The organism is Plesiomonas sp. ISS29, assembly GCF_056522795.1.
Window position 1 is genome coordinate 1 of sequence record NZ_JAWRZQ010000001.1, and the last position, 20085, is coordinate 20085.

General features: G+C 48.8%; 9 protein-coding genes, 2 tRNA genes and 3 rRNA genes. 4 read left to right on the forward strand and 10 right to left on the reverse strand.

The genetic code is table 11. The features are described 5' to 3' along the window. Positions 1-47 precede the first annotated feature (47 nt). From rrf to AC1HDJ_RS00025, 5 genes are all read right to left on the reverse strand, one after another. A 5S ribosomal RNA gene (gene rrf, locus AC1HDJ_RS00005) occupies positions 48-163 on the reverse strand. A 134-nt stretch (positions 164-297) separates the two neighbouring features. Continuing rightward, a 23S ribosomal RNA gene (locus tag AC1HDJ_RS00010) occupies positions 298-3204 on the reverse strand. A gap of 127 nt (positions 3205-3331) precedes the next feature. Then, positions 3332-3407: transfer RNA gene (locus AC1HDJ_RS00015), tRNA-Glu, on the reverse strand. Positions 3408-3458: 51 nt separating this feature from the next. Beyond that, a 16S ribosomal RNA gene (locus tag AC1HDJ_RS00020) occupies positions 3459-5001 on the reverse strand. Together the 16S, 23S and 5S rRNA genes with 1 tRNA gene alongside form the textbook arrangement of a ribosomal RNA operon. 1005 nt (positions 5002-6006) lie before the next feature. Continuing rightward, positions 6007-6091 (reverse strand) — tRNA-Leu (locus tag AC1HDJ_RS00025). Positions 6092-6240: 149 nt separating this feature from the next. Between AC1HDJ_RS00025 and AC1HDJ_RS00030 the strand changes: the two genes are divergently transcribed. Beyond that, positions 6241-6747: an RDD family protein gene (locus AC1HDJ_RS00030; protein WP_479536218.1), complete on the forward strand. Its 507-nt coding sequence runs from the start codon at positions 6241-6243 to the stop codon at positions 6745-6747. Between the two features lie 68 nt (positions 6748-6815). On the opposite strand, the gene lptG is transcribed toward AC1HDJ_RS00030, so the two are convergent. Then, entirely contained in the window at positions 6816-7883 is a 1068-nt protein-coding gene (gene lptG, locus AC1HDJ_RS00035; RefSeq protein WP_479536220.1) for an LPS export ABC transporter permease LptG, read from the reverse strand. Continuing rightward, complete coding sequence (gene lptF, locus AC1HDJ_RS00040; RefSeq protein ID WP_479536222.1) at positions 7880-8980, reverse strand: LPS export ABC transporter permease LptF; 1101 nt, start codon at positions 8978-8980, stop codon at positions 7880-7882. Before lptF ends, lptG begins: the two co-directional genes overlap by 4 nt. A gap of 216 nt (positions 8981-9196) precedes the next feature. On the opposite strand from lptF, the gene pepA reads away from it, so the two are divergent. The 3 genes from pepA to AC1HDJ_RS00055 all read left to right on the forward strand — a co-directional run bounded on the left by pepA (position 9197) and on the right by AC1HDJ_RS00055 (position 14150). Beyond that, on the forward strand, positions 9197-10705 hold the full coding sequence (gene pepA / locus AC1HDJ_RS00045) for a leucyl aminopeptidase (protein ID WP_438623572.1): 1509 nt from the start codon (positions 9197-9199) through the stop codon (positions 10703-10705). Positions 10706-10810: 105 nt separating this feature from the next. Then, complete coding sequence (locus tag AC1HDJ_RS00050; RefSeq protein WP_479537158.1) at positions 10811-11281, forward strand: DNA polymerase III subunit chi; 471 nt, start codon at positions 10811-10813, stop codon at positions 11279-11281. A gap of 13 nt (positions 11282-11294) precedes the next feature. Then, positions 11295-14150, forward strand: coding sequence for a valine--tRNA ligase (locus tag AC1HDJ_RS00055; RefSeq protein WP_479536225.1), 2856 nt, complete (start codon positions 11295-11297; stop codon positions 14148-14150). A gap of 487 nt (positions 14151-14637) precedes the next feature. Here AC1HDJ_RS00055 and AC1HDJ_RS00060 read toward each other — a convergent pair whose 3' ends face one another. From AC1HDJ_RS00060 to pnp, 3 genes are all read right to left on the reverse strand, one after another. Beyond that, positions 14638-16542: a DEAD/DEAH family ATP-dependent RNA helicase gene (locus AC1HDJ_RS00060; protein WP_479536227.1), complete on the reverse strand. Its 1905-nt coding sequence runs from the start codon at positions 16540-16542 to the stop codon at positions 14638-14640. Positions 16543-16698: 156 nt separating this feature from the next. Continuing rightward, on the reverse strand, positions 16699-17577 hold the full coding sequence (gene nlpI / locus AC1HDJ_RS00065; RefSeq protein ID WP_479536229.1) for a lipoprotein NlpI: 879 nt from the start codon (positions 17575-17577) through the stop codon (positions 16699-16701). A gap of 101 nt (positions 17578-17678) precedes the next feature. After that, the gene (gene pnp, locus AC1HDJ_RS00070) at positions 17679-19796 is read right to left on the reverse strand and encodes a polyribonucleotide nucleotidyltransferase (RefSeq protein WP_479536231.1); all 2118 of its coding nucleotides are present in this window, start codon (positions 19794-19796) and stop codon (positions 17679-17681) included. Between the last annotated feature and the right edge of the window lie 289 nt (positions 19797-20085).

Consider the following 20085-nt stretch of genomic DNA (forward strand, 5'->3'; position numbering starts at 1 on the left):
TATGCCAAAAAGCCCATCCTTTCGGATGGGCTTTTTACTTATTTGATGCCTGGCAGTTCCCTACTCTCGCATGGGGAGACCCCACACTACCATCGGCGCTACGGCGTTTCACTGCTGAGTTCGGCATGGGGTCAGGTGGGACCACCGCGCTATCGCCGCCAGGCAAATTCTTGTATTCTATTTACATAACCGCCATCTCATGGCCATTACGCTAAATCTGAAAACGCACTGATAAATTCTGTTTTGCTCTCAAAAACATCGTCTGAACTTCATCGTCCAACATAACTTTGGCGTTGTATGGTTAAGCCTCACGGGCAATTAGTACAGGTTAGCTCAACGTATCGCTACGCTTACACACCCTGCCTATCTACGTCGTAGTCTCCAACAACCCTTTAGGAGGCTCTAGGCCTCAGGGATGACTCATCTCGGGGCAAGTTTCGCGCTTAGATGCTTTCAGCGCTTATCTCTTCCGTATTTAGCTACCCGGCAATGCCACTGGCGTGACAACCGGAACACCAGAGATACGTCCACTCCGGTCCTCTCGTACTAGGAGCAGCCCCCCTCAATCATCCAACGCCCACGACAGATAGGGACCGAACTGTCTCACGACGTTCTAAACCCAGCTCGCGTACCACTTTAAATGGCGAACAGCCATACCCTTGGGACCAACTTCAGCCCCAGGATGTGATGAGCCGACATCGAGGTGCCAAACACCGCCGTCGATATGAACTCTTGGGCGGTATCAGCCTGTTATCCCCGGAGTACCTTTTATCCGTTGAGCGATGGCCCTTCCATGCAGAACCACCGGATCACTATGACCTACTTTCGTATCTGCTCGACCTGTCCGTCTCGCAGTTAAGCTGGCTTATGCCATTGCACTAACCTCCTGATGTCCGACCAGGATTAGCCAACCTTCGTGCTCCTCCGTTACTCTTTAGGAGGAGACCGCCCCAGTCAAACTACCCACCAGACACTGTCCGCATCCCGGATTACGGGACCACGTTAGAACATCAAACATTAAAGGGTGGTATTTCAAGGTCGGCTCCACGCAAACTGGCGTTCACGTTTCAATGCCTCCCACCTATCCTACACATCAAGGCTCAATATTCAGTGTCAAGCTATAGTAAAGGTTCACGGGGTCTTTCCGTCTTGCCGCGGGTACACTGCATCTTCACAGCGATTTCAATTTCACTGAGTCTCGGGTGGAGACAGCCTGGCCATCATTACGCCATTCGTGCAGGTCGGAACTTACCCGACAAGGAATTTCGCTACCTTAGGACCGTTATAGTTACGGCCGCCGTTTACCGGGGCTTCGATCAAGAGCTTCGCTTGCGCTAACCCCATCAATTAACCTTCCGGCACCGGGCAGGCGTCACACCGTATACGTCCACTTTCGTGTTTGCACAGTGCTGTGTTTTTAATAAACAGTTGCAGCCAGCTGGTATCTTCGACTAACTTCAGCTCCATCCGCAAGGGACTTCACCTACCGTCAGCGTGCCTTCTCCCGAAGTTACGGCACCATTTTGCCTAGTTCCTTCACCCGAGTTCTCTCAAGCGCCTGAGTATTCTCTACCTGACCACCTGTGTCGGTTTGGGGTACGATTTCTGGTGACCTGATGCTTAGAGGCTTTTCCTGGAAGCGTAGTATCAGCTACTTCAGCACCGTAGTGCTTCGTCATCACGCCTCAGTGTTATGCAGAAAACCGGATTTACCTAGTCTTCCCACCTTCACGCTTAAACCGGGACAACCGTCGCCCGGATAGCCTAACTTTCTCCGTCCCCCCTTCGCAGTCACCACAAGTACGGGAATATTAACCCGTTTCCCATCGACTACGCTTTTCAGCCTCGCCTTAGGGGTCGACTCACCCTGCTCCGATTAACGTTGAACAGGAACCCTTGGTCTTCCGGCGGGGGAGTTTTTCACTCCCCTTATCGTTACTTATGTCAGCATTCGCACTTCTGATACGTCCAGCATGCCTCACAGCACACCTTCTACCGCTTACAGAACGCTCCCCTACCCAATAACGCCTAAACGTCATTGCCGCAGCTTCGGTGCATGGTTTAGCCCCGTTAAATCTTCCGCGCAGGCCGACTCGACTAGTGAGCTATTACGCTTTCTTTAAATGATGGCTGCTTCTAAGCCAACATCCTAGCTGTCTGAGCCTTCCCACATCGTTTCCCACTTAACCATGACTTTGGGACCTTAGCTGGCGGTCTGGGTTGTTTCCCTCTTCACGACGGACGTTAGCACCCGCCGTGTGTCTCCCGGATAGTACTCTACGGTATTCGGAGTTTGCATGGGGTTGGTAAGTCGGGATGACCCCCTAGCCCAAACAGTGCTCTACCCCCGTAGGTATTCGTCCGAGGCGCTACCTAAATAGCTTTCGGGGAGAACCAGCTATCTCCCGGTTTGATTGGCCTTTCACCCCCAGCCACAAGTCATCCGCTAATTTTTCAACATTAGTCGGTTCGGTCCTCCAGTTAGTGTTACCCAACCTTCAACCTGCCCATGGCTAGATCACCGGGTTTCGGGTCTATACCCTGCAACTAAAGCGCCCTATTAAGACTCGGTTTCCCTACGGCTCCCCTATTCGGTTAACCTTGCTACAGAATATAAGTCGCTGACCCATTATACAAAAGGTACGCAGTCACACCACGAAGGTGCTCCTACTGCTTGTACGTACACGGTTTCAGGTTCTATTTCACTCCCCTCACAGGGGTTCTTTTCGCCTTTCCCTCACGGTACTGGTTCGCTATCGGTCAGTCAGGAGTATTTAGCCTTGGAGGATGGTCCCCCCATCTTCAAACAGGATACCACGTGTCCCGTCTTACTCATCGAGCTCACAACCAGTGCACTTTCATGTACGGGGCTATCACCCTGTATCGCCGGCCTTTCCAGGCCGTTCCATTAACACACTGGCTGATGTTGACTCTGGGCTGCTCCGCGTTCGCTCGCCGCTACTAACGGAATCTCGGTTGATTTCTTTTCCTCGGGGTACTTAGATGTTTCAGTTCTCCCGGTTCGCCTCGTTAAGCTATGTATTCACTTAACGATACCTAAGTTATCTTAGGTGGGTTTCCCCATTCGGACATGGTTGGTTAATAGCGCTTCATCCCAGCTCACCAACCCTTTTCGCAGGGTAGCACGTCCTTCATCGCCTCTGACTGCCAAGGCATCCACCGTGTACGCTTAGTCACTTAACCATACAACCCAAAATTATTTCAGATTGATGAAAGTACTAAACTGGTCATATGCCAGTTTCTCAAGACGCTTGTTCTTAAGAACTTCAGTTATTTATCAGCTTGTTTCCAAATTTTTAAAGAGCAATTGTGGCGTCCCCTAGGGGGTTCGAACCCCTGTTACCGCCGTGAAAGGGCGGTGTCCTAGGCCTCTAGACGAAGGGGACGCAACTTCAAACAATCTGTGTGAGCACTCAGCCAAAGGCTGGTATCGCAGGTAAGGAGGTGATCCAACCGCAGGTTCCCCTACGGTTACCTTGTTACGACTTCACCCCAGTCATGAATCACAAAGTGGTAAGCGCCCCCCCGAAGGTTAAGCTACCTACTTCTTTTGCAACCCACTCCCATGGTGTGACGGGCGGTGTGTACAAGGCCCGGGAACGTATTCACCGTAGCATTCTGATCTACGATTACTAGCGATTCCGACTTCATGGAGTCGAGTTGCAGACTCCAATCCGGACTACGACATACTTTATGGGATTCGCTCACTATCGCTAGCTTGCCGCCCTTTGTATATGCCATTGTAGCACGTGTGTAGCCCTACTCGTAAGGGCCATGATGACTTGACGTCATCCCCACCTTCCTCCGGTTTATCACCGGCAGTCTCCTTTGAGTTCCCGCCATTACGCGCTGGCAACAAAGGATAAGGGTTGCGCTCGTTGCGGGACTTAACCCAACATTTCACAACACGAGCTGACGACAGCCATGCAGCACCTGTCTCAGAGCTCCCGAAGGCACTCCCGTATCTCTACAGGATTCTCTGGATGTCAAGAGTAGGTAAGGTTCTTCGCGTTGCATCGAATTAAACCACATGCTCCACCGCTTGTGCGGGCCCCCGTCAATTCATTTGAGTTTTAACCTTGCGGCCGTACTCCCCAGGCGGTCGATTTAACGCGTTAGCTCCGGAAGCCACGCCTCAAGGGCACAACCTCCAAATCGACATCGTTTACAGCGTGGACTACCAGGGTATCTAATCCTGTTTGCTCCCCACGCTTTCGCACCTGAGCGTCAGTCTTTGTCCAGGGGGCCGCCTTCGCCACCGGTATTCCTCCAGATCTCTACGCATTTCACCGCTACACCTGGAATTCTACCCCCCTCTACAAGACTCTAGCTTGCCAGTTTCAAATGCAGTTCCCACGTTGAGCGCGGGGATTTCACATCTGACTTAACAAACCGCCTGCGTGCGCTTTACGCCCAGTAATTCCGATTAACGCTTGCACCCTCCGTATTACCGCGGCTGCTGGCACGGAGTTAGCCGGTGCTTCTTCTGCGAGTAACGTCATAGCAACAGCGTATTAAGCTGCTCCCTTTCCTCCTCGCTGAAAGTGCTTTACAACCCGAAGGCCTTCTTCACACACGCGGCATGGCTGCATCAGGGTTTCCCCCATTGTGCAATATTCCCCACTGCTGCCTCCCGTAGGAGTCTGGACCGTGTCTCAGTTCCAGTGTGACTGGTCATTCTCTCAAACCAGTTAGAGATCGTCGCCTTGGTGAGCCATTACCCCACCAACTAGCTAATCCCACCTGGGTTCATCCGATAGCATGAGGTCCGAAGAGCCCCCACTTTGGTCCGTAGACATTATGCGGTATTAGCTACAGTTTCCCGTAGTTATCCCCCTCTATCGGGCAGATCCCCAGGCATTACTCACCCGTCCGCCGCTCGTCACCCAAGAAGCAAGCTTCTTTGTGCTACCGCTCGACTTGCATGTGTTAGGCCTGCCGCCAGCGTTCAATCTGAGCCATGATCAAACTCTTCAATTTAAAGTTTGTCGCTCGAAATAACTAGCAAATAAATTGTCAGTCACTCGTTTAACTAAGTATCTTTTGGATAGTCAGCGTCTTCAACGAGTGCCCACACAGATTGTCTGATTAATTTTTTAAAGAGCAGTGTCAGCGCTTTCACGTTGACAGGGTGCGCATTATTCCGCATTTCCCTTTGGCTGTCAAGGTTTGTTTTTCACATTCCTTAAAAGCGTTTTATTCTTTACTGCTTAGCTTTCAGTGATTTGCATCACAGCTGCCGTGTCAGTGGGGTCGCATTATAGGGAGTTTTGAGTTTGGTGCAAGAGGAAATAACGAAATAAATACCTAAAAACGTAAAAAGATTCAGGCCATTTATTTACACCCAGATTATCAACAAGTAACTCACAACAAGGCTGTTATTTCTGTGCATAAGTTGATTGTGGGCCTCTCCAATATATAGAAGGTTTTGCTTTTATCCCCCATTGAGGTTCTGATTTTCTTTGCCTGTACACGCTAGACTTGCATTATGTTGGGATTTGTATGAAAGGCGCGGCGGATTAGCGGTATATAAAGGAGAGAGCTATATAGAAGAAGGGTTATATACAGTGAAACATAAAAGAACCGGGAACCGGGAAACGGGACCGATAGACTCTGCATAAAACACATATAGTAGGGGTTGCTGCTATTTAGTGTGATGAAGGTGAACGTAAATAGTGTGTGAGTACGCAAATAAAGAGGGTAAATGATCAGAATGATGAAGCAAGTGTGAATGTCAGTGGTATAAGCGTCAATGTAGATAGGTACATAATAAGGATGCACTGCTAAGAGAGCTGCTCACAAAAGAGATGCATGTAGTAAATACCGAAAGGGCTGTCATCCCCCCAGTTGATTTGTTTTGTCTGAAAGGCAGATCGTGTAAAAGAGTTGGCTTGCTATTTCACCTAGCGTAGTGCTCTACATAAGCAATATTTATAGCGCAAAAACAAAAAACCTTCTTAAACATTGCTGCTTAAGAAGGTTTTTTGGTGCCAGTGGACGGACTCGAACCGTCACACCCGAAGGCGGTTGATTTTGAATCAACTGTGTCTACCGATTTCACCACACTGGCTTGTTGGTTGGCATTATACATAGCGGTTTGTGCTCTGCAATCAATTTATGTGTTTTTGTGATTTAATCGATTGAAAAAAATACAATTCCTTTTGCGACACGGTAATTATCGCTACACTTTGGCTTTATTTGATTATCTACAGGATGTATATGGCTGTTATGTCTGCCTCTGGCCACGCGCGTGCGGGCTTTTTTCGACGTGTAGGTGCGTTTATCTATGATTTGTTGCTTTCTCTTGCTGTTGTGATGGTTGCAGGGGCAATTGCAGTGGGTTGTACTGCACTGTTGGCTAAAACAGGCGCAATTCAGATCCCGGTGAATATGGATGTGGCGGCGTATTTAGATTCACAGCCGGTGTATTCATTCTATTTATTGGGTTGTTTCTGCTGGTTCTATGTGGGTTTTTGGCAGCGCAGCGGGCAAACGTTAGGTATGCGAGCCTGGCGTTTAAGGGTTCAACAATTAGATGGTCGTAATCTGACATTTACGCAAGCGACTGTGCGCCTGGTAACAGCAACGGTAGGATTGGGTAATTTGGTGGTGTTGTTTGATCGGGGTAATTTGCGGGCGTTTCAAGATTACATGGCTGATTGCGAGGTTGTTGTGCTGGGTAAAGATGAGAATTTATCGCTGCTCGGGAAGCGTAAAGCACAGTAATCGCTTTGAGTTGTGATAGTGACCGTAAGCCGGAAATAAACAGCTTACGGTCATTTTTTTATTTACTGTCAGCGGCGACGCGTTAATAAGTACCAGCTGAGTGCCAAGAACATGAGGCTTGGGAACGCAGCACCAATAATGGCGGGAACATGGTATACCAAGCTCAATGGGCCAAAAATCTGATCGGCTACATAGAAGACAAAGCCAAAGCAAATACCGGTAAGTACGCGAGCACCCATGGTCACGCTGCGCAGCGGGCCAAAGATGAATGAAAGGGCTAGCAGCATCATGACACCAACAGTGACCGGTTGCAGAACTTTCCGCCATAGGGCCAGTTCATAACGCCCTGTCTCTTGTCCGGTCTGTTTTAAGTAATGTAGGTATTGCCATAAGCCGGTGATAGAGAGCGATTCAGGTTTGATGGTGACTACACTGAGTTTGTCGGGGCTTAAACTGGTTTTCCAGCTCGACGAGAACTGTTGCACGCCTTCTACTGATTTTTCACCAATGACGGATTTATCGATTTGATATAGTGTCCAGCTTCCATCACTGTAATTAGCGCTGTTAGCGTAGGTGACTGACTGCAATTGTTGCTGCGGGTTGAATTGGTAAATGTTGATACCATTGAGCTCTTGCTGGTTAACAATACGCTCGATGTAGATAAAATCATTACCCTCTTTTGCCCACAAGCCGCCAGAATTTGAGAGCAGTGATCCACCATAAATGGCTTTTGCACGTAAATTACGGGCCAGTTGGTCTCCCCACGGCGCACCCCACTCGCCCAACACCATTGTCAGTATGACGAGCGGGATAGCTGTTTTCATTACTGCCATGGCAATTTGCAGGCGGGTAAAGCCAGCAGCTTCCATAACTACCAATTCACTACGGCTGGCCAAAATACCCAACCCTAGCAGTGCGCCCAGCAAGGCGGCCATAGGGAAGAAAATATTAATATCAGACGGTATGGTCAGCAGGGTAAATGTGCCTGCGCTCCAGACGCTATAAGCGCCCTCACCCACTTTTTTTAGCTGCTCGACAAATTTGATGATGCCAGATAGCCCGACCAATGTGGCCAGTGTCATCATGATGGTACTAAAGATGGTGCGGCCAATGTACCAGTCAAAGATTCGCATCATGCTGACGCTCCTTGCCATTTGGCACGTAAACGGCGTATTGGCACGCTATCCCAGATATTCAGTATCACCCCGAGAGCTAAGAAGCCGGCGTTGGTCAGCCACATCCATGCACTGGTATCAATTCGCCCATTATCGAGGGCCGATTTTAGTGAGCTTTGCAGCAGGAAATAAATGAGGTACAGCAGCAAGGCCGGAACAACATTAGCAAAGCGCCCTTGCCGTGGATTGACCGCAGAAAGAGGGATCACCAGCAGCGCTAAAATAGGAACAGCCATAATTAAGGTCAGCCGCCAGTTAAGTTCAGAGCGTGCTTTGATGTTGTCATTGTTCCACAGATCACGGGTAGACATCTGTTCCCAGTCATTGTTATCAACGGTGACATCTTGGTGACCAATCACGGCATTGTAGGTATCAAAATGGGTAATTCGAAAATCGCGTAAAAATGCGGTGCCTTCATAGCGAATTCCGTCATCCAGTATCAGCATTTGATCGCCATTTTTCGCCTTTTCTACTGCACCGGATTTTGATACGACAATCGAGGGTCGGCTACTCTCTCCGCGCGGACGCAGTTGTGCAACAAACACATTATTAAGTTTGTTGTTATCGATGTTGTTGACAAAAATAACCGAACTGCCATCGGGTGAGCTTTGGAATTGCCCAGCCACCAGCGCAGCAAGCCCTGGATTGGCTTTTGCTTCTGAGATAACACGCTCTTCAGTTTGTGCCGAGAGCGGGCTTAACCACAAGACATTCGCTGCGGCCATAATGGCAGTAAACAGTGCCAACCATGCCGCAGCACGGATCAGCATCCGCTTACCCATACCGCAGGCGAACATCACGGTCATTTCACTTTCGGCGTAAAGCCGGCCATAGGTGAACAACAAACCGACAAACAGGCTCAGTGGCAACATCAATTGTGCCATATAAGGTAAGCCTAGGCCTAAAATAGACAGCACTAAATCTGCCGGTAGATCGCCTTCTACAGCAGAGGATAAAACTCGGACTAACTTCTGGCAGAAGAAGATCAACATCAAGACGAACAAGATGGCGATCTGGCTCTTAAGCACTTCCCGTACCAGATATCTAATAATGATCACGCTATTTATGCCTGCGAAAACTTGTTTTTTTAAGTGAATATCTATAGTTTTTGGGTTAACAAGCCATTTTTCAATTCTTTGGCCCTCTAACGAGCAAGGGATAATACCCCTTACGTTGTTCGCTAGATAGGTTAACGTATTAGTCTGGTGAATGCGATGAACTTAACCCGTTCGTCATTATCCCGAAAAGCACATCCTTTGTCTTTAGGAGACTGCATGGAGTTTAGTGTTAAAAGCGGCAGCCCAGAAAAGCAGCGTAGCGCCTGCATTGTTGTCGGTGTCTTCGAACCTCGCCGTCTATCACCGATTGCTGAGCAATTGGATAAGATCAGTGATGGTTATATTAGTTCATTATTACGCCGCGGTGATCTTGAGGGTAAACCCGGTCAGATGCTGCTTTTACATCAAGTTCCCAACATTCTTTCCGAGCGTGTATTGCTAGTTGGCTGCGGTAAAGAGCGTGAGCTTGATGAACGTCAGTATAAGCAAATAATCCAGAAAACCATCAATACGCTCAACGAAACCGGTTCAATGGAAGCGGTTTGCTTTTTAACTGAACTGCATGTGCGTGGCCGCAATACCTACTGGAAAGTGCGTCAGGCTGTTGAGTCAGCAAAAGAGGCGCTCTATACCTTTGATCAAATGAAGAGCATCAAAGTTGAGCCGCGTCGTCCATTACGAAAAATGGTCTTTAATGTACCAACCCGCCGTGAATTAACAGTCGGGGAAAAAGCCATTCAGCATGCACTGGCAGTGGCTTCTGGACTAAAAATTGCCAAAGATTTAGGTAACATGCCACCTAATATCTGTAATCCGGCTTATTTAGCGTCACATGCTCGCCAGTTGGCTGATGAGTTTGCACCAGTAACCACCCGTGTTATTGGCGAACAGCAGATGAAAGAGCTGGGCATGAATGCCTATCTTGCTGTTGGTCAGGGCTCACAAAATGAGTCGTTAATGTCGATTATCGATTATAAAGGTGCAGCCAACCCTGAAGATAAGCCAATTGTGCTGATCGGCAAAGGGCTGACCTTTGATGCCGGTGGTATCTCAATCAAACCCGCTGAGGGGATGGATGAGATGAAATACGACATGTGTGGTGCAGCAACAGTATTCGGTGTGATGCGCGCAATAGCCGAACTGCAACTTCCACTGAATGTTGTGGGTATTTTGGCTGGCTGTGAAAATATGGCTGATGGTAAAGCCTATCGCCCGGGTGATATTCTTACCACTATGTCGGGCCAAACAGTTGAAGTGTTAAACACAGATGCCGAAGGCCGTTTGGTATTGTGTGATACACTTACCTATGCTGAACGATTTGAGCCAGAACTGGTGATTGATGTTGCTACATTAACCGGTGCATGTGTAATTGCATTGGGTCACCATATCAGCGGGTTGCTTTCTAACCATAATCCGCTAGCAAATGATCTGCTCAATGCCTCAGAGCAAGCCGGAGACAAAGCCTGGCGTTTACCGCTAGGTGATGAATATCACGAACAGTTAGAGTCTAACTTTGCGGATATGGCAAATATTGGCGGCCGCCCAGCAGGTGCAATTACTGCAGGTTGTTTCCTCTCACGCTTTACCAAAAAGTACAACTGGGCACATCTTGATATTGCCGGTACAGCATGGCGATCAGGCAAAGCAAAAGGCGCAACCGGACGACCTGTTCCGATGCTGACGCAGTTTTTGCTAAACCGCGCAGGCGTGAATATCGAAGAGTAATGCTGCGCAGTCATGCCGCAACAGATGACATGTGTGGTAGCTGCTTCGGCTGTTTTCCACTGAATCTGAGTACTCTCGGGGGCATTTGCCCCCGTTTATATTATGATAAAGCAAGCAACCTTCTACCTATTACATGCACCGGCAGCAGCAGATGCGCCGTCTGATATCGCAAGCCATGAGCTTCTAGCTTGTCAGTTGGCAGCGGATGCGTGGCGTAACGGGCTGCGAGTACTGCTGGCCTGTGCCTCACAGCAAGATGCGTTTCGCCTTGATGAGGCGTTGTGGCAATTTGATCCACAGCAGTTTGTACCGCATAACCTTGCTGGCGAAGGCCCGCACTATGGCTCACCCGTAGAAATTGCGTGGCCAGAAAAACGTAACGCATCACGACGCGATTTACTGATATCCTTACTACCTCAGGTTGCTGACTTTGCCTCTGCATTTACCCAAGTGGTAGACTTCGTGCCGTATGACGAAACTCTAAAGCAGCTGGCGCGTGAGCGCTACAAAGCATACCGGCAAGCCGGCTTCCAGCTTGCAACCCACGATCTTGGCGTAACGCCTTCAACGAATTAGCCTTAAGATGACCATGGAAAAGACCTATAACCCGAACGCCATCGAACAAGCCTTATATCAAGCTTGGGAAGAGAACGGCTACTTTAAGCCACACGGTGATACCAGCAAAGACAGTTATTGCATCATGATCCCGCCGCCGAATGTCACCGGCAGCCTGCACATGGGGCACGCTTTCCAGCAAACCATGATGGATGCACTTACCCGCTATCAGCGGATGCAGGGCAAAAATACCTTATGGCAGGTTGGTACCGATCACGCGGGTATTGCAACCCAAATGGTCGTAGAGCGTAAAATTGCCGCGGAAGAGAACAAAACCCGCCAAGATTATGGCCGTGAAGCGTTTATCGACAAGATCTGGGAATGGAAAGCCGAGTCTGGCGGTACAATTTGCAAACAAATGCGCCGCTTAGGCGCATCCGTTGACTGGGAACGTGAACGTTTCACCATGGATGACGGCCTGTCTAATGCCGTTAAAGAAGTCTTTGTACGCCTGTACGAAGACGATCTGATCTACCGTGGCAAGCGTCTGGTAAACTGGGATCCCAAACTGCACACCGCAATTTCTGATCTGGAAGTGGAAAACAAAGAGAGTAAAGGCTCGATGTGGCATTTCCGCTACCCGCTGGCAGACGGTGTTAAAACCGCAGACGGTAAAGACTACATCGTAGTCGCGACTACGCGTCCGGAAACCATGCTGGGTGATACCGGCGTTGCTGTAAACCCTGAAGATCCACGCTATAAAAATCTGATTGGTAAAGAGATCACTCTGCCAATTGTTGGACGCCGCATTCCTATTTTGGGCGATGAACACGCCGATATGGAAAAAGGCACCGGTTGCGTGAAGATCACCCCGGCACACGATTTCAATGACTATGAAGTCGGCAAACGCCATAACTTGCCGATGATCAACATTTTGACCTTCAATGCGGATATCCGCGATGAAGCTGAAGTGTTCAATACCAACGGCGAACCAAGCACCGCTTACAGCACCGAGCTGCCAGCTAAGTATCGTGGCATGGAGCGTTTTGCTGCGCGTAAAGCCGTAGTTGCTGAATTTGAAGCTCTTGGCCTGCTCGAAGAGATCAAACCACACGATCTGACCATTCCTTACGGAGATCGCGGTGGCGTGGTGATAGAGCCGATGCTGACCGACCAGTGGTATGTACGCGTAGCGCCACTGGCCAAAACTGCCGTTGAAGCCGTTGAAAACGGGGATATCCAGTTCGTTCCAAAGCAGTACGAAAACATGTACTTCTCTTGGATGCGTGATATTCAAGACTGGTGTATCTCACGTCAGCTCTGGTGGGGTCACCGCATTCCAGCTTGGTACGATAACAACGGTAACGTCTATGTCGGCCGTACCGAAGAAGAAGTGCGCAGCAAATATAACTTAGACAACGTTATTGTACTGCGCCAAGACGATGATGTACTCGACACCTGGTTCTCCTCCGCTCTGTGGACTTTCTCCACCCTCGGCTGGCCGGAAAATACCGATGCACTGAAAACCTTCCATCCGACTGATGTGTTGATGACCGGTTTTGACATCATCTTCTTCTGGGTTGCCCGCATGATCATGATGACCATGCACTTCATCAAAGATGAAGACGGTAAACCGCAAGTTCCATTTAAAACCGTGTATGTCACCGGCCTTATCCGTGATGAACAGGGTCAGAAAATGTCAAAATCCAAGGGTAACGTTATCGACCCACTGGATATGATTGACGGTATTTCGCTGGAAAATCTGCTGGAAAAACGCACCGGTAATATGATGCAACCACAGCTAGCAGAGAAAATCGGCAAGAGTACACAAAAACAGTTCCCAGAAGGCATTGAAGCACATGGCACTGATGCCTTACGTTTCACCCTAGCAGCACTCGCCTCTACCGGCCGAGATATCAACTGGGATATGAAACGTCTGGAAGGTTACCGTAATTTCTGTAATAAATTATGGAACGCCAGCCGCTTTGTATTAATGAATACCGAAGATCAAGATTGCGGCCAACACGGTGGCGAAATGGTACTGTCGCTGGCCGATCGCTGGATTTTAGGTGAATTCAACAACACCGTAAAAGCCTTCCGTGAAGCACTCGACAACTACCGCTTTGATATCGCAGCTGGTATTTTGTACGAATTCACTTGGAATCAGTTCTGCGACTGGTATCTGGAACTGACCAAACCGGTGATGAACAGCGGCTCAGATTCCGAGCTGCGTGGCACACGCCACACCCTGATCCATGTGCTCGAAGGCCTGCTGCGTCTGGCGCACCCGATTATTCCATTTATTACCGAAGAGATCTGGCAGCGGGTTAAAGTGCTGGCCAATGTTGATGCCGCAACCATCATGTTGCAGCCATTCCCAGAATATCAGCCAGAGGCGACCGACGCCGCAGCAATGGAAGATCTCGAGTGGATCAAACAGCTAATCATTGCCGTACGTAATATCCGTGCAGAGATGAATATCGCACCAAGCAAGCCACTCGATATTCTGCTGCGCAACGCCAGTACCGAAGAACAGCGCCGCGTAAACGCCAACCAAACCTTCATTCAAAGTCTGGCGCGTTTAGAGAGCATAACATTGCTGGCTGAAGGGGAAAAAGGCCCTGTTTCCGTGACAAAACTGGTCGGAAACACCGAGGTACTGATCCCAATGGCAGGCCTTATCGATAAAGATGCAGAGCTTGCTCGCCTGCAAAAAGAGATCGAAAAGGTGAATGGTGAAGTTTCGCGTATTGAAAACAAACTGGCCAACGAAGGTTTTGTTGCCCGAGCGCCGGAAGCGGTCATCGCCAAAGAGCGTGAAAAACTCGTAGGTTACGCACAAGCAAAACAAAAACTTGAAGAGCAACACACAGTGATCGCTTCACTGTAATATACTGATTTTTACTGTTGTATAACAACGATACCGGTTAAACCTTACCGTTATCATGTTAAAAATCACACAGAAAATTACCGAGCTCTTCTGATATACAAAGCCCTGTCATTTGACAGGGCTTTTTTTATACTTTTTGACATATTCCATTCCCCACTATAAAAAAACTCACATTTTTAGGGACACACAGCCTCTCAAAAACAATTTTTTATTTGGGATATTTAGAAATAGATAAAACAGAAAAGAGAAAAGAGAAAAGAGAAAAGAGAAAAGGAAATAAACGCGACAGAGGGAAAGAGGACAAAGCAAACAAAAAATCCCATACAAGGGATAAAAAAATACCGGTTTGCGATAAACAAACCGGCACTATGACTATGAATTATCTAGTCTGAATTGCCATTACCTATATCAATAACCTTGTACAGGTAACAGCACTATCATGATGCGCAATATTCAACACACATCATGATATTTTCGCTAGTAATAATTACTCTTTTGGTGCTGCTGGACGCTCGCGACGCTCGCCATTGTGGCTGCGCTCACCGCTACGACGTTCACCGTTACCAAAACCACCACGACGCTCGCCACCTTCACGACGAGGAGGACGATCACCACGTGGACGATCACCTTCACGGCGAGGAGGACGATCACCGCGTGGACGGTCACCTGCCGGACGTGCAGCTGCTTCACCAACCAGTTGCATACGGATTGGTTTGTTCAGAATGCGAGTACGGGTGAAATGATCCAGCAGATCAGTTGGCATACCACGTGGCAATTCAACTGTTGAATGCGAATCAAACAGCTTGATGTTACCGATATAACGGCTGCTCAAATCACCTTCGTTGGCAATTGCACCGACGATATGACGAACTTCAACACCATCTTCACGACCCACTTCGATGCGATAAACATCCATCGGGCCTGCATCACGACGCTCACGACGCTCTGGGCGATCTCCATCACGGGCACCTTCACGACGTGGACGATCATCACGGCGACCGTCACGGCGGTCATCACGACGACCACGATCATCACGATCACGGAATTCACGACGCGGACGGCGATCCATAGCAGGCTCAGGAGGCAGAATCAGTTTACGATCGCCTTGTGCCATCATCAGCAGTGCTGCTGACAAATCAGCCATATCTTGATCTTCGCCCATCAGACCAGTCAGCAGATCACGGTAAGCTGGCAAGTCATGATGCTCAAGCTGCAGAGCAATCTTCGCTTTAAACTGCTCAATACGGCGTTGAGCCAGCAGAGCGTTGGTTGGAAGATCAACTTCTGGAATGCTGACATTCATGGTGCGTTCAACGTTACGCAGCAGACGACGCTCACGCGGTTCAACGAACAACAGTGCGCGGCCACTACGACCAGCACGACCAGTACGGCCGATACGGTGTACGTAAGACTCTGCATCCAATGGAATATCGTAGTTTACAACCAAACTGATACGCTCAACATCTAGACCACGTGCTGCAACATCCGTTGCAATCAGAATGTCTAAACGGCCATTACGCAGGCGATCAAGTGTCTGCTCACGCAGTGGCTGAGTCATATCACCGTTCAATGCCGCACAGCTATAACCATGACGCTCAAGCGCTTCAGCAACATCTAATGTGGCAGTACGAGTACGTACGAAGATGATGGCCGCATCAAAATCTTCTGATTCTAAGAAGCGAACCAGTGCGTCATTCTTGCTCATGCCATACACAGTCCAGTAATTCTGGGCAATGTTTGGTGTAGTACGAACGGCCGCCTGAATTTTCACTTCTTGCGGGTTTTTCATGAAACGGCGCGTAATGCGACGGATCGGATCTGGCATGGTTGCAGAGAACAGCGCCGTTTGGTGCTCTTCTGGCAGCTCAGCCATAATAGTTTCAACATCTTCGATGAAGCCCATACGCAGCATTTCATCGGCTTCATCCAGAACCAGCCCTTTCAGACCAGATAAGTCGAGCGTTCCGCGCTTGATATGATCAAGCAAACGGCCCGGTGTACCCACAACAACTTGTGGGCCTTGACGCAGCGCACGCAACTGAATGTCGTAACGCTGACCACCGTACAGGGCCAACACACGGACACCGCTCATGTTTTTGGAAAATTCACCAAAAGCCTCAGATACCTGTACAGCCAGCTCACGAGTCGGCGCTAGTACCAGTACCTGAGGACGAGCTACTTCAGGCTGAATACGGGATAATAACGGCAACGCAAACGCTGCTGTTTTACCGCTACCGGTTTGAGCCATGCCCAGAACATCACGCCCTTCTAGCAGGTGAGGAATACACGCCGCTTGAATCGGCGACGGCTTTTCATAGCCCATGCTTTCAATGGCGGTCAAGATCGAGGTTGGCAAACCCAGTTCAGCAAAAGTAGTCTCTAATTCAGCCATGACGTAGTCTCAATATAAAAAACGGGCGCCAGTTTACATTAGTTGGCGAGAAAATGCGCGGAGCATTTCAAGCAAAACTGTGAACTGACGCGATCACAATGACAAGACGAGCGCAGTCATCACCGTAAAGTAATGACTGATACTCATAAAATTCAATTAGTTGGCTTCTGACGTATCGCCCTGTCCTAATAAAGACAGTTCAAGCATAGCATAACGATGTTCCACAAAATTATGGACATTGTTAGCCATTGTCAGTTTAAAAAGGGATACCGCACCATTGACATCCCCTTTGCTTAGATAGCGTTTGCCTAAGTAGAAATATGCTTCACTTAGGTGCTCTGCCAGAGACGTGTTATCGGTGGAGTTATCCTGTAATCGACGCATAAACTCGGCATCAGAAATGTCGCCCAAATACAGTGCAACAATATTCCAGCCAGGGTTATCTTGGCTTGCAGCTTCATAACGTTGCCGCAGTGCCTTTAGCGCCTCATCCTTGCTCTGCTCTGATTCTACCAGATAAAGCCACAAAACCCTAAAGGGATCGTCAGGATCATCTTGATAAAAAGCGAGCAAGTCTTCCTGAGCGAGCTTATAACGGCCACCGTAATACAACGCAATACCCCGATTGAGTAAAGCGTAACGGTACTCAGGATCCAATTCCAGTACAGAGTCAAATGCTTCATATGCTGCATCAAACTGGCCTGACTGGGTAAAATACACGCCTAAGTAGTTGAAAACCTCAGGCATATCCTGGCGCAATGCCAGTGCCTGGGTAAAATCATTCCGAGCCAATGCCTGTAGCCCGAGGCTGTCATACAACACGCCACGTTCATACAGTAACTGCGCTCGTTCTCCATCACTCAGTGCCCTGCTGGAGAGTATTTGCTCCATGCGAGCCAGCATGACTTCCTGTTGCAGGCTAGGTTGTAATGGTATAGCCAGTACGGCACTTTGACGCCAGTCAAAGCCAGCGCTGCTACATCCGGTCAGCAACACTACCATTACACCGCATACCCAGCGCGAGAATGGGTTCATTTCCAACTCCTGACCGCAAAAATCGGGGAGGCATCCCGCCCCCCGATATTTTTACGAGATTGGCTTGTGCAATATTGGCCGCAACGCGTCGTCAAACCGATTTATTCAGCCGCAGGTTGTTGCTCTTCTGTCTGCTCAGAAGCCATAGCTTCTTTAATGCTCAGACGGATACGACCTTGACGATCAACTTCCAATACTTTAACACGAACTTCCTGACCCATCTCAAGGTAATCAGAGACTTTCTCTACACGCTTATCGGTGATTTGAGAAATATGAACCAGGCCTTCTTTAGCACCAACAACAGAAACAAAGGCACCAAAGTCAACAATACGTGTCACTTTACCGGTATAAATACGGTTAACTTCCACATCAGCAGTGATCTGCTCAATACGAGCAATTGCACGCTTCGCAGCTTCACCGTCAGCAGAAGCAATCTTCACTGTGCCATCATCTTCAATTTCGATGGTTGTGCCGGTCTCTTCGGTCAGCGCACGGATCACCGCACCACCTTTACCGATAACATCTTTGATCTTCTCAGGACTGATCTTGATGGTATGGATACGTGGTGCAAATTCAGAGATATCATTACGTGGAGTCAGAATCGCTTCTTCCATCACGTTCAGGATGTGCATACGTGCACCCTTCGCCTGATTCAATGCAATTTGCATGATCTCGCGGGTGATACCTTCGATTTTGATATCCATCTGCAGTGCAGTTACACCACCACGGGTACCGGCTACTTTAAAGTCCATGTCACCTAGATGATCTTCATCACCTAGGATGTCAGAAAGAACCACAAAGCGCTCATCTTCTTTCACCAGACCCATTGCAATACCGGCAACAGATGCCTTAACCGGTACGCCTGCATCCATCAGCGCCAAAGAAGCACCGCAGACTGACGCCATAGAAGAAGAGCCGTTAGATTCGGTGATTTCAGAAACCACACGAACGGTATACGGGAATTCAGCCGGTGACGGCATTACAGCGGCAACACCGCGTTTTGCCAAACGACCATGACCGATTTCACGGCGCTTTGGTGAGCCCATCATACCGGTTTCGCCCACAGAGTACGGTGGGAAGTTGTAGTGCAGCATGAAACGATCGGTGCGCTCACCGGTCAACTCATCAATGGTTTGTGCATCACGCTCAGTACCCAGTGTTGCAGTAACCAGAGCCTGCGTTTCACCACGGGTAAACAGTGCAGAACCATGGGTACGTGGCAATACGCCAGTACGAACATCAAGAGCACGAACCATATCTGGCTCACGGCCATCGATGCGTGGTTCACCGTTCAGGATGCTATCACGTACAACACGGTACTCAAGATCGCTCAGCAGGTCACTGATTTCACCGGCATCAAGTGCTTCATCTTCTGCAACTAGCACGGCAGTTACGTCAGCTTTAATTGCTGCAACGTGCTCATAGCGTACTTGTTTTTCTTTGATGCGATAAGCGTCATTGATACGAGCAGTTGCCAGCTCAGCAATACGTGCTTTCAGTGGCGCATTAACTGCCGGCGCATGCCATTCCCACGGAGTGACATTTGCTTCAGCAACGAATGCTTTAATATTTTCAATAACAGTTTGCTGCTGGTCATGACCAAACACAACCGCACCCAGCATCTGATCTTCGCTCAGAATATCGGCTTCTGATTCAACCATCAGCACTGCGTTGTCTGTACCTGCAACAACCAGATCCAAGCGGCTCACAGCCAGCTCATCCATTGTTGGGTTCAGTACATACTGATCATTGATATAACCTACACGAGCTGCACCAATTGGGCCGCTAAACGGAATACCAGACAAGGTCAGTGCAGCTGATGCACCGATCATTGCAACAATATCTGGGCAGATTTGCGGGTTCACTGATACTACAGTTGCTACAACCTGAACTTCGTTCAAGAAACCTTCTGGGAACAGAGGGCGGATTGGGCGGTCAATCAGGCGAGAGGTTAATGTTTCGCCTTCTGATGGGCGGCCTTCACGCTTAAAGAAGCCACCTGGAATACGGCCAGCTGCGTAAGTACGCTCTTGATAATTGACTGTCAGCGGGAAAAAGCTCTGGCCTGGCTTGGCTTCTTTTTTACCGACAACGGTCACGAAAACGCAGGTATCATCCATGCTGACCATAACGGCAGCTGTTGCTTGACGACCCATAACACCGGTTTCCAGTGTAACGGTATGCTGACCATACTTAAATTTACGTACGATAGGATTCACGTGTTTATCCTTAAATAGATGTCAACTGTCTAATGCGCTGTTCAGTATATCGAATATCCTCTGATTGCGCTTAGCCCTATCACCGTCATTGTCGAAAATAACTGCATTCTCGCGACTAACGAGACACGTTTTTGCTGAGTAAAAACGTGTCTCGTTAGTCGCGCGAACTCATGCAGAAGAATTTATTTTTCGATTTGATTGCGGTGTATTAGATGTTCAATGACTCTTTACGGGTAATCGATGCAGTTCACGGCATGTTTGCAAATAACAATACAAATACCGACGGCAT